This window comes from Paraburkholderia haematera, from assembly GCF_905220975.1.
GTDB lineage: Bacteria > Pseudomonadota > Gammaproteobacteria > Burkholderiales > Burkholderiaceae > Paraburkholderia > Paraburkholderia haematera.
Genome location: NZ_CAJNBK010000007.1, coordinates 79,308 through 91,181 on the forward strand (window position 1 = coordinate 79,308; position 11,874 = coordinate 91,181).

At 62.3% G+C, this 11,874-nt stretch carries 9 protein-coding genes; 5 read left to right on the forward strand and 4 right to left on the reverse strand.

Features of this window, described 5'->3' with window-relative positions; translation table 11 throughout:
- Window positions 1-3: 3 nt before the first annotated feature.
- Complete coding sequence (locus tag KHO23_RS15115) at window positions 4-339, forward strand: RHS repeat domain-containing protein (protein ID WP_236066858.1); 336 nt, start codon at window positions 4-6, stop codon at window positions 337-339.
- A 43-nt stretch (window positions 340-382) separates the two neighbouring features.
- Complete coding sequence (locus tag KHO23_RS15120; protein ID WP_211612036.1) at window positions 383-3,835, forward strand: RHS repeat-associated core domain-containing protein; 3,453 nt, start codon at window positions 383-385, stop codon at window positions 3,833-3,835.
- A gap of 510 nt (window positions 3,836-4,345) precedes the next feature.
- Here the strand turns inward: KHO23_RS15120 and KHO23_RS15125 are convergent.
- Together KHO23_RS15125 and KHO23_RS15130 are read right to left on the reverse strand one after the other, a co-directional pair.
- Window positions 4,346-4,582 (reverse strand): SymE family type I addiction module toxin, encoded by a 237-nt coding sequence (locus tag KHO23_RS15125; protein WP_211612037.1) that lies wholly within the window; start codon window positions 4,580-4,582, stop codon window positions 4,346-4,348.
- 98 nt (window positions 4,583-4,680) lie between these two features.
- Window positions 4,681-5,046 carry a helix-turn-helix domain-containing protein gene (locus KHO23_RS15130; RefSeq protein WP_211612038.1) on the reverse strand — a complete coding sequence of 122 codons (366 nt, stop codon included), beginning with the start codon at window positions 5,044-5,046 and terminating at the stop codon, window positions 4,681-4,683.
- A gap of 152 nt (window positions 5,047-5,198) precedes the next feature.
- On the opposite strand from KHO23_RS15130, the gene KHO23_RS15135 reads away from it, so the two are divergent.
- From KHO23_RS15135 to KHO23_RS35665, 3 genes are all read left to right on the forward strand, one after another.
- Window positions 5,199-8,231: a CHC2 zinc finger domain-containing protein gene (locus KHO23_RS15135; RefSeq protein WP_211612039.1), complete on the forward strand. Its 3,033-nt coding sequence runs from the start codon at window positions 5,199-5,201 to the stop codon at window positions 8,229-8,231.
- Window positions 8,231-9,292 carry a site-specific tyrosine recombinase XerC gene (gene xerC / locus KHO23_RS15140; RefSeq protein WP_211612040.1) on the forward strand — a complete coding sequence of 354 codons (1,062 nt, stop codon included), beginning with the start codon at window positions 8,231-8,233 and terminating at the stop codon, window positions 9,290-9,292. Before KHO23_RS15135 ends, xerC begins: the two co-directional genes overlap by 1 nt.
- 907 nt (window positions 9,293-10,199) lie before the next feature.
- Complete coding sequence (locus KHO23_RS35665; RefSeq protein ID WP_211612203.1) at window positions 10,200-10,532, forward strand: RHS repeat-associated core domain-containing protein; 333 nt, start codon at window positions 10,200-10,202, stop codon at window positions 10,530-10,532.
- A 510-nt stretch (window positions 10,533-11,042) separates the two neighbouring features.
- Here the strand turns inward: KHO23_RS35665 and KHO23_RS15150 are convergent.
- Together KHO23_RS15150 and KHO23_RS15155 are read right to left on the reverse strand one after the other, a co-directional pair.
- Window positions 11,043-11,279, reverse strand: a complete 237-nt coding sequence (locus tag KHO23_RS15150) for a SymE family type I addiction module toxin (protein ID WP_211612037.1) — start codon at window positions 11,277-11,279, stop codon at window positions 11,043-11,045.
- Window positions 11,280-11,377: 98 nt separating this feature from the next.
- A complete protein-coding gene (locus KHO23_RS15155) occupies window positions 11,378-11,743 on the reverse strand; it encodes a helix-turn-helix domain-containing protein (protein ID WP_211612038.1) in 366 nt (121 codons plus the stop codon).
- Window positions 11,744-11,874: the final 131 nt, after the last annotated feature.

Sequence of the window (11,874 nt, forward strand, 5' to 3'; positions counted from 1 at the left end):
ACGGTGAGAATTCCTGTTGAGGGTAGCGTGGGAGTGTCGTCGTTAGCCGTCCGGAACGCAGCCGCCAAAGCGCTGGTCGTCGGCGCAGCACTGTTGTGCTCCTTCTGCTATGCCGACGACGTTACCTACGGATACGACGCATTGGGGCGTTTGACTTCGGTAACCGTCGCAGGTGCGACAGCCTATTACGACTACGACGCAGCCGGCAACATCACGGCAATCCGGCGGCAGGGGGTGTTGTCTGCGGCAGTGCCGGCGAACGGCGCGGATTCTTCGCCCGCATCGGATGCCGGCAAACCGGCATTTTCGCCAGACCTGACTCAGGTCAGCGCGCGGTAGGCTCGCCGCGCCCGATCCCTTCCCCCGTCTTTTTCAGACCTCTATGCACTCCATCGATGCCCTCGCGGCGCGTCGGGTCGTTTTGCGCCCGTTCGTGCTGTTCTTCTTCGTGCTGTTGTCGTGGTTCGTGGCGCCGAACGCGCTCGCCGACTGTTCCGAGGACTACGCCTCGAACGGCGCTTACCCGACCAATCCGACCTGCGGTCTGCTGGCGGCAAGCGCCACTTTTAAAACCGGTGGTTATGCGTGCGGCGAACCGGATACGATCGCCGCCTACTGTGGCGGTTCTTCCGGCGGCACCACGGTTGAACCCTTCTCTCCAGACGAGACAGTCACCCTCGATGGCGACAGACCGGACGGCAACCCCGGCAGCGCGGGCGGCTGTGCGGCTGAGGCGACGGCCGGCTGCGGCAGCAGCACCTCGGGAGGCGACCCGGTCAAGCTGTACACGGGCCAGTTCCATCTGGTCGCTCACGACCTGCATGTCGCCGACACGATCGCTCTGGATCTGGCGCGGGTGTACCGCAGCAGCGCCTACGACACCTCGGGCAGGCCGATGGCCGGCGCCTTTGGCATCGGCGCGACGTTTAACTACGACAGCTACCTCACGATCAGTGCGGCGGACAGTAATGGCTTGAGGCAACGGGTCGAGTTGTATCTGCCGAGCGGCATCCGTATTCCGTTCACCCTGCGTGCCGGTACCAGTACGATCTGGGACGACCTGGCCAGCCCCGGAGACTACTACCGCGCCACCATCAGCAATGCTGACCGCAATGGTACGACGAGGATTCTCACCCTGCGCGACGGCCGGGTGCAGCGCTTCACGATGGTTGCCGGGATCTACCGGCTCAGCAGCGTGCAGGACCGAAACGGCAGTACGGTAACGATTTCCCGCAACAGCACGACGGGCGCGGTCACCAGCATCACCGGCCCGAACGGCCGGGCGCTGACATTCGCGTCGATTGTGGGCGCGCGCGGCACGCCGCTCGTCTCGCGCGTGACCGATCCGTTGAACCGGCAGGTCAGCTATACGTACGACAGCCGGGACCACCTCATCCAGGTGACGGACGCGGGCGGCGGTGTCTGGAAATACGGCTGGGACAGCAAGTCACGGCTGGTGAGCGTCACTGACCCCGAAGGCAACCTCCAGGTCACCAATACCTACGACGACAACGACCGCATCACTTTCCAGAAGCTCGCTGACGGCAGCACCTTCGGCTTCGCGTACACGGTCGCCGACGGCAAGGTCATGCAGACCGAAGTAACGGACCGCCGCGGCAGCATCCGGCGTCTTGAGTTCGATGCGAACGGACGCGTGGTGCGCAACACCTATCCGGCTGGCCAGTCGATCCAGCAGGTGCAGACCTTTTCCTACGACGCCAACGGCCGCGTGACGAATCTTGCCGCAGGCGATCGCCAGTACACCTACGCCTACGACACGAACGGCAACCGCACGAGCGAGGCCGACCAGTCCGGCACGCTGGTCACGCGGACGTTCGACAGCTACAGCCAGGTGCTGACCGAAGCGCAGGCGGGCGACTGGCAGCGGGGCGTGGCGACCGTCTACACGTACGACCCGAAGGGCAACCTCCTGAGCGTGACCGACCGGCTGGGCAATCGCACGACGTTCTCGAATGACGGCCAGGGCCGTCCGCTCACGGTGACAGATGCGCTCAAGGGCGTGACGACGTTCACCTGGACCGGTGCCGACTTGAGCGGTGTTGCCGATCCGCTGAGCCGCACCACGCAGTACACCACGGACGCAGCCGGCCGCGTGACGGCGGTGCAGGACCCGCTGGGCAATAAAACAAAGCGCACGCTTGACGCGCTGGACCGTACGACTGACGTCACCGACGCGCTGAACGGGGTGACCCGCTTCACGTGGGACCGCAATGGGCGCCTGCTCAGTCAGGCCGATCCGAAGGGCGTGACGACGCGCTACGCCTACAACGCGATTGGGCGGCCGGTGAGCAGAACCGATCCGCTGGGCCATAGCGAAACGTACACGTGGAACAGTGCGGGGCAGCTGGCGACATTGACCGATCGTATGAACCAGACGAGGACATATGACTATGACGCCGCCGGTAACCTGGAGACGGTCTACTTCACGCCGCGGGGCAATCCGCGCGGCAAGCCCGTACGCAACTGGAGCTACGGCAGGGATGCGTACGGCAGGCTTCAGATGACGTTGGACACGGGCGTAAGCCGGCCCCCGGCGTCGACCTATCGTTACTACGACAGTGTGACCGGTTACTTCAATGGGTGGTTTGAACAGGCCAGCCAGCAGGGGCGCTGGTGGTTGCGCTACGCGGCTGACAGCCGGGATCTGGCGCGCATCGAGATGAACGATGCGACGGTGGACTACAGCCGCGACGCCGAACACCGCGTCACGCAAATCCAGTACCAGGTGAACGGGGAGACGCCGCGCGCGTTCGGGTACAGCTATGACGCGCTGGGCCGTCGCAGCCAGGCGACGCTTGCCAACGGCATCACGGCGGCCTACACATGGGACGCAGCCAGCCAGCTGACCGGCATCACGTACAAACGCGCCGACGGCAGCGTGCTGGGCGAGCTGACGTACGGCTACGACCTGGGCGGGCGTCGCACGAAGGTGGGCGGGAGTCTCGCGAAAGTGGACCTGCCCCTGGCGGTGAACGACGCACAGTACAACGCGGCGAACCAGCTCACGCGCTGGTCGGGCAGGACATTGGGCTATGACCTGAACGGCAACCTGAGCAGTGACGGCACGAACCTGTACAACTGGAACGAGCAGAATCTGCTGGGACAGATCAGCGGTGGGGTGACGGCGAGCTTCAGCTACGACATCTACGGTCATCGCCGGGACCAGACGGTCAATGGTCACCGGACGCAGTCGTTCTGGATCGGTGACGAACTGAACTTCACGATTGTCGATAACGACTACGCGCACCGTATCCGCCAGTTTTCGGCGTATCCGGAGAGTGGGCTGGACGAACTGACGTACCGGCGTATCGGCGATGACGCGAGCCAGGACCGGTATGTTCTGCGCGACGCGAACAACAATGTGATTGCGCTGACGGATGCGAATCAGCAGAGTCAGACACAGTACCGGTTTGAGCCGTATGGTGCGACGACGCAAACGGGAGTGGCAGACCCGAACCCGCAGCAGTTCACAGGGCGGGAGAATGATGGGACGGGGCTGTATTACTACCGGAACCGGTATTACAACCCAAGCATCGGCAGGTTCATCAGTGAGGATCCGATCGGCTACGCGAGTGGACAGACGAATGCGTATGCTTACGTCAACGGCAATCCTGTTCAGTTCAATGATCCGTTTGGGCTTGGACCATGGGACCAGAAGTATGGCTTGTCGAATACTTATTGGAATTGGCTCCACCGGCAAGATGGCGGTTCGTTGATCAAAGAGCTTAAAGACCCACGGACCGGGCAGGTCCCGAAAGACACTGCGTTGGAGTACTACAAGATATATCTTTTAGAGACCGGGCAATGCGGGTGAAGGCTCAATATTTGTGAGGTGATGAACTTTATGCCTGGTTGCATTTTTTGTGGATCTGGTGCGGACTTCGACGTAGACGGATTCTTGGCGTCCTCTCCGTGGTCCGGTATAGCAGACATATTTCGACGCGGGCCGACTGGGAATGCATACCGCCCCATCAGAGAGTCCTCGTCCCTACAAATCGCGGTGTCGCCAATTGACGAGCATCTCCTTGAACCGCAGATTGATGCGACGCTCAGTTTCTTGCGAAGCTACGAGGCTGAAGTGAGGCGGCTGGTCAGGTTTCCCGGGGTGGACGCGGTCGAGTTCCGCATGGGCCTCTTCTGGTTGCCCGACACAGCTATTTACCCCATTTCGCTCACGCCATCGTTTCTCAAGGCAGTTGGCGACGTCGGTGCGACCGTTGACATATATGTTTATGCAAGTGACGGCGTAAATTAGGTTGAGCGTTGCCAGTGCAATCTGAAGTTGCAGCGACAGAAGGGGCCGCATTCGCGGCCCCTTCTGTATTTAAAGCGGCGTAATGATGAGCTTCTGGTGTTCGACGGTGATACGCACGCGCTGTCCGGGTTCAAAGCCGGCGGTCTCGATCCACCGTCCGGAGAGTTTCATCCACGGAAAGGTGGGCGGCTCCTTGCGCATATGGAAGGGCAGGCGTGCCGGTTTCTGATAGCGCCAGGATTCCTGGATGGTGACAGACCGTTCGGTGACGGGTGGCGGTGGTGCTTTATGATTGGCGTCAGCCATGATCGACTCTCCTGATAAGAGTGGGTGGTGGTCAGCGGGCGGTGAGTGTTGGTAGCACTCATCGCCCGCGCTTCGTTTACGGCGTTACATCGCCTTCCTTACTGCTGCTGCGCCTGCGCGAGCAGGGCTTCGAGCATCTGCGCGACGAACTGCTGCTTCGCTTTAGGCAACTGCGCAATGGCTTCGATGTGCTTCTGCCATCTGGGCATGGGGCCGCGTTTGCGCGGTGAGCTATCGGGCTCGCCGAACAACTCCTCCAGCGAAACCGACAAGGTTCGCGCCACGACCGGCAGCGCCGAGACAGGAATGCGCCTGCGCCCTACCTCATACGATTGATAGGTCTGCTGGGACACGCCAAGTGTTTCGGCAAGCTTGACCTGCGTGATGTTGCGCGTCTTGCGGAACTGGGTGATGCGTTCGCCCAGGGCGACAAAAAAAGCACGCTCGTCGTCGGAGATAGACATGGCTGATGTCGGAACTTCATGTATGAGGACAGCCACAAGATACCCCGGGTTCTACAAAACAATGTCCAGTATACTTCAAAACGAAGTATACTGGGTTGTAAGTTATTTTTATGAAAACCCCCTTGACAGGGTTTTAGCCAAAGGACGGTTTTATGGCCCGCATCCCCGAATCCGAGCTTGAGCGCATGAAGGCCGAGGTGTCGGTGGAGCAGCTCGTGCGCGCGCACGGCATCGGGCTTGTGAAGTCGGGCCGCGACTGGCGGGGGCGCTGTCCGTTCCATGAGGACGGCACGCCGTCGCTGGTGGTGACGCCTTCGAAGAACCTGTGGCACTGCTTCGGCTGCGGGCTCGGTGGTGGTCCGGTGGACTGGGCGATGAAAGCGAACGGGATCTCGTTCCGGCACGCGGTGGAACTGCTGCGCGAGGGGATTCCTGCTTTAGCGGCTAAAGCGGGTGAGCGCACGACGGTGCGCGCGCTGGAGTCGCCGGTGTCGGTGGAGGTGGATGATGCGGCGCTGCTCGATCAGGTGGTGGACTATTACCACCAGACCCTGAAGAGCTCGCCCGAGGCGCTGGCGTACCTGGAGAAGCGCGGCATTGCGGCGGCGGTGGAGCCGTTCCGGCTGGGGTTTGCGAACCGGACGCTGGGGCTGCGGTTGCCGGAAAAGAACCGGGTGGCGGGCGAGGCGATCCGCACGCGGTTGCAGCGAATCGGGGTGATCCGCGAGAGCGGCCACGAGCACCTGAACGGGTGCATCGTGTTCGGCTGGCGTGACGAAGCGGGGCATGTTGCAGGCCTGTACGGGCGCAAGATCGTGGAGAACCAGGCGCGCAACCTGCCGAAGCATCTATACCTGCCGGGGCCGCATCGCGGGGTGTTCAACGCGGACGGTGTGCGTGGGCAGCGGGAAGTGATCGTGTGCGAATCGGTCATTGATGCGCTGACGTTCTGGTGTGCGGGGTATCAGAACGTGACGGCGTCGTTCGGTGCGGACGGGTTCACGGAGGATCACCTGGCGCTGTTCAGGGCGCAGGGCGTCGAGCGGGTCATCATCGCGTACGACCGGGATGCGGCGGGCGATGCGGGCGCGCAGAAGCTGGCCCGGCGGCTCACGGTCGAGGGGATCGGATGCTACCGGGTGCAGTTCCCGCACGGACTGGACGCGAATGAATATGCGCTGAAGGTGACGCCTGCGGCGAAGAGCCTGGGTGTGCTGATGCGGCGCGCGCAGTGGCTCGGCAATGGGGCGGCGCCTGTGCGTGAGGTGGTGGTGCCCGCATCCTCTTCCCTTGCTGCCAAGGGGACGGTTGCGTTACGCGGTAACGCTGGATCGCCAGCCGTCATGGCTGAACCGGCCCTCCCTTTAGCCGCTAAAGAGGAGGCGGAACCCGAGCTGGTGCCGTTGCGGGAAGCGGCGGTCGTGCTGCCGGCGAGCGTTGAGCCCGCGGCGCCGGCATTCGATATCCCGTGCGAGGTGAGTGGGTCGGAGATCGTGTTCGCGCTGGATCCGGTGCGCTACCGTGTGCGCGGGTTCGATGCCAGGGCGAAGGCGACGGCGGGCGTGCTGAAGGTGAATGTTCTGGCGAGCGTGGGCGAACGGTTCCACGTTGACACGTTCGACCTGTACCACGCGAAGGCGCGGGCGAACTACATTGCGCGGGCGGCGGCGGAGTTGCGGCTGACCGATGATGTGGTGAAGGCGGACCTCGGGCGGGTATTACTGAAGCTGGAGATGTTGCAGGCGGCGGCCGATGCGCTGGCGGCCGGCGCGCAGATGACGGCCGATGAGGAGCGCGAGGCGCTCGAACTGCTACGCACGCCGGCGCTGCTGGAGCGGATCGTGTCGGACTTCGCGGCGTGTGGCGTGGTGGGCGAGGAGACGAACAAGCTCGTCGGGTATCTCGCGGCGGTGTCACGCAAACTCGATACGCCGCTGGCGGTGGTGATCCAGAGTTCGAGCGCGGCGGGCAAGAGCTCACTCATGGATGCGGTGCTGGCGTTCGTGCCGGAAGAGGAGCGGATCAAGTACTCGGCGATGACCGGGCAGAGTCTGTTCTACATGGGCGAGACGAACCTGAAGCACAAGGTGCTGGCGATCTGCGAGGAGGAAGGGGCGAGCCGTGCGGCGTATGCACTGAAGCTGCTGCAAAGCGATGGTGAACTGACGATTGCGAGCACGGGCAAGGATGCGCAGACGGGCAACCTGGTGACGCAGGAATACCGGGTTGAAGGTCCGGTGTCGATCATGCTGACGACGACGGCGATCGAGATCGACGAGGAACTGCTGAACCGCTGCCTGATCCTGACGGTCGACGAGGGACGTGAGCAGACCGAGGCGATCCACCGTTTGCAGCGTCACAAGCGGACCCTCGACGGGCTGAAGCTGAAGGCACAGAAGGAGCGCGTGCTGTCGTTACACCGTAACGCGCAGCGGTTGCTGAAACCGCTGGCCGTGGTGAACCCGTACGCCGACCAGCTGACGTTCCAGTCGGAGCGCACGCGCATGCGCCGCGACCACGAGAAATACCTGACGCTGATCGACACGATAGCCTTGCTGCACCAGTACCAGCGGGAAGTGAAAACGGTGCGGCATGCTGGGGCCGAGCTGGCCTATATCGAGGTCACGCTGGCCGACATTGAGCAGGCGAATGCACTGGTGCATGAGGTACTGGGCCGGAGTCTCGACGAGTTGCCGCCGGTGACGCGGCGGGTGCTGGAAGAGATTACGCAGGCGGTGAAGGGCAAGCCGTTGCCGCGTGCGTCGGTGCGCTTCAGCCGGCGCGAAGTGCGGGAGTGGACGGGGCTCGGTGACACGCCGCTGCGCAAGCACCTTGAACGGCTGGTCGAACTGGAATATCTGCTGACACACCGCGGGCAGCGTGGTCAGAGCTTCGAATACGAACTGATGTATGACGGCGACGGCAGCGACGCGACGCACCTGGCGGGTTTGCTGGATGTGACTACGATTGGCAGTTCGCCCCCCGGTGAAGGTGAGTTCGCTCCCGGTTCGCTCCGCCAGAACTCCCCTTCTGCTCCCCCATCGCTCCCTGTGCAAAACCGCGCAGATTCAGGCGGTGAAAGGCCGTGCGGCGATGAGTCGGGAAACGAAGCAGAACTGCACATCTACGGGAATAAAAAACCGGATGTGGCAGTGCGTACGTCGTACCAGCGGGAGCCGATGTGATGGAGAGCGGCGCGGTGGTTCGGCGCAGGAAGCGCAAGCTGCGGGCCAGACGCAGCGTGACGGCGTACACGCCTGAGCACGTGGAGAGCGCGCTGATGGTGTTTGTTAAAGGGTATCTGGACTGGCTGGCGGTGACGGGTCGCACGGAGCAGACGGTGCGCAGCCGGTTGGTGGCGCTGGAGCGGTTCGTGCGATGGTGCGCAGAGCGTAGCCTGAGCCGTCCGCAGGAGCTCACACGTTCGGTGCTGGAAGCCTATCAACGACACCTTTACCTGTACCGCAAGCAGGACGGCAAGCCGCTGACGATCCGCACGCAGCAGACGATGCTCACGCCGCTGCGCGGGTGGTGCCGGTGGCTCTCGCGCGAGCGGCACGTGCAATACAACGCGGCGGCGGAGCTGGTGCTGCCGCGCGCGCCGAAACTGCTGCCGAAGGTGGTGCTGTCGGTGGTGCAGGTCGAGCGGCTGATGGACCAGCCGGACGTGGGCGGACTGACGGGTGCGCGTGATCGCGCGATTCTCGAGGTGCTGTACAGCACGGGCATGCGGCGCATGGAGCTGATCGGGCTGACGATCTCGGACATCGATCTGTCTGGCGGCACAGTGATGATCCGGCAGGGCAAGGGCCGGCGCGACCGGTATATCCCGCTGGGCGAGCGGGCGTGCTACTGGGTGGAGTGGTACTGCGACCGGATACGGCCGTCGCTCGCGGTGAGGACCGACGAGTGGACGCTGTTCCTGACGGACTACGGCGAGCCGTTCGGCAAGGGGCGGCTGTCTGACCTGGTGAAGCGGTACATGGAGAGGGCGGGCATCCGCGAGGGGGCGTGTCATGTGTTGCGGCACGCGTGCGCGACGCACATGCTGGAGAACGGTGCGGATATCCGGTTCATCCAGGCGCTGCTGGGCCATGCGGACCTGTCGAGCACGCAGATCTACACGCAGGTGGCGATCGGGAAACTGAAGGAGATCCACGCGGCGACGCATCCGGCGAAGCTGGAGCGTGATGCGCTCTCCCTGCTAGCTGCTATCGGGGCCGAAGCGGACGGGGACGCCGAATAAGGGAGTGCGGGCCTGGCGGCCCGATGGTGAAGAAGGTCCAGCGGCCTGCGGCCGGAGGCAACGAGGGCCGGGGGTAAATGTTGGGCCGGCTGTGCCGTCCCAACATTAAACATAACGCCCGGAAATTAGCACCGGTTAGCGGGCCGGCCTCGCTCCACCTGTCCCGTTGGCCGGCCCGCTAACCGGTGCTAATTTGCGTTATGTCTGGCGCCCCCGGCCCGGCCGGGTGCGCGAGGCGCACAGCAATACATCAGGGCCGCTGTGCGGCCAGTCACCTGGTACACGCAACAGCCAGGCATGGCGCTACGCGCAAGACAAAGTCAGGGGCCGCGAGGCGGCCAGTGAATGGAGTGAGCCCCGCCCACCCGTCAGTCTGCTGCGCGCGGGCTGCGGCCGCAGGCGGCCTTCGCGCCGTGCTCGCAGCCTGCCTCCCGTCCGCCCCCATGGGGCTCCCCAAAGTGAAGAACGAAAAAGCGCAAAGCGTGCTTCGCATGCGGTGCAAGCCGCCATGTCGTCTTGCACCGCATTGCTGAGCGTAGAACCCTGGTGGCCGTCAAGGCCAGGCCCTGCGGGCGCGCGCTGCGCGACCTTGACGGGGTTGGCGTCAGGATGGTTCACGAAGGTTTGAGCCGTTCTGGAGCAGTGGGGCACGACGGCCCTGTTCCGCCGGGTTTGCCGTCGCGCTGCGCGCGCCGTCAAACCCGGCGGGACGATATCTGCACGTAATACGTGATGGCACCACGCGCCTATCCTGCGGCGGCGGCCGTTGCTGCATAACAGCGATCCTGCTACTTGTTTCGAGATGCGAATCAATCGAGAATCGCGTCTGGAAAAAATTCTCTGAACGGCGAAGTCGACATGCTGGAAAGCCTTGCCTGATAAGGGAAAGCGGCCGGTATAAGGGCGGATTCGTGTCGGGGCGTTTGTTTACTACCGGAACCGGTATTACAACCCAAGCATCGGCAGGTTCATCAGTGAGGATCCGATCGGCTACGCGAGTGGACAGACGAATGCGTATGCTTACGTCAACGGCAATCCTGTTCAGTTCAATGATCCGTTTGGGCTTGGACCATGGGACCAGAAGTATGGCTTGTCGAATACTTATTGGAATTGGCTCCACCGGCAAGATGGCGGTTCGTTGATCAAAGAGCTTAAAGACCCACGGACCGGGCAGGTCCCGAAAGACACTGCGTTGGAGTACTACAAGATATATCTTTTAGAGACCGGGCAATGCGGGTGAAGGCTCAATATTTGTGAGGTGATGAACTTTATGCCTGGTTGCATTTTTTGTGGATCTGGTGCGGACTTCGACGTAGACGGATTCTTGGCGTCCTCTCCGTGGTCCGGTATAGCAGACATATTTCGACGCGGGCCGACTGGGAATGCATACCGCCCCATCAGAGAGTCCTCGTCCCTACAAATCGCGGTGTCGCCAATTGACGAGCATCTCCTTGAACCGCAGATTGATGCGACGCTCAGTTTCTTGCGAAGCTACGAGGCTGAAGTGAGGCGGCTGGTCAGGTTTCCCGGGGTGGACGCGGTCGAGTTCCGCATGGGCCTCTTCTGGTTGCCCGACACAGCTATTTACCCCATTTCGCTCACGCCATCGTTTCTCAAGGCAGTTGGCGACGTCGGTGCGACCGTTGACATATATGTTTATGCAAGTGACGGCGTAAATTAGGTTGAGCGTTGCCAGTGCAATCTGAAGTTGCAGCGACAGAAGGGGCCGCATTCGCGGCCCCTTCTGTATTTAAAGCGGCGTAATGATGAGCTTCTGGTGTTCGACGGTGATACGCACGCGCTGTCCGGGTTCAAAGCCGGCGGTCTCGATCCACCGTCCGGAGAGTTTCATCCACGGAAAGGTGGGCGGCTCCTTGCGCATATGGAAGGGCAGGCGTGCCGGTTTCTGATAGCGCCAGGATTCCTGGATGGTGACAGACCGTTCGGTGACGGGTGGCGGTGGTGCTTTATGATTGGCGTCAGCCATGATCGACTCTCCTGATAAGAGTGGGTGGTGGTCAGCGGGCGGTGAGTGTTGGTAGCACTCATCGCCCGCGCTTCGTTTACGGCGTTACATCGCCTTCCTTACTGCTGCTGCGCCTGCGCGAGCAGGGCTTCGAGCATCTGCGCGACGAACTGCTGCTTCGCTTTAGGCAACTGCGCAATGGCTTCGATGTGCTTCTGCCATCTGGGCATGGGGCCGCGTTTGCGCGGTGAGCTATCGGGCTCGCCGAACAACTCCTCCAGCGAAACCGACAAGGTTCGCGCCACGACCGGCAGCGCCGAGACAGGAATGCGCCTGCGCCCTACCTCATACGATTGATAGGTCTGCTGGGACACGCCAAGTGTTTCGGCAAGCTTGACCTGCGTGATGTTGCGCGTCTTGCGGAACTGGGTGATGCGTTCGCCCAGGGCGACAAAAAAAGCACGCTCGTCGTCGGAGATAGACATGGCTGATGTCGGAACTTCATGTATGAGGACAGCCACAAGATACCCCGGGTTCTACAAAACAATGTCCAGTATACTTCAAAACGAAGTATACTGGGTTGTAAGTTATTTTTATGAAAACCCCCTTGACAGGG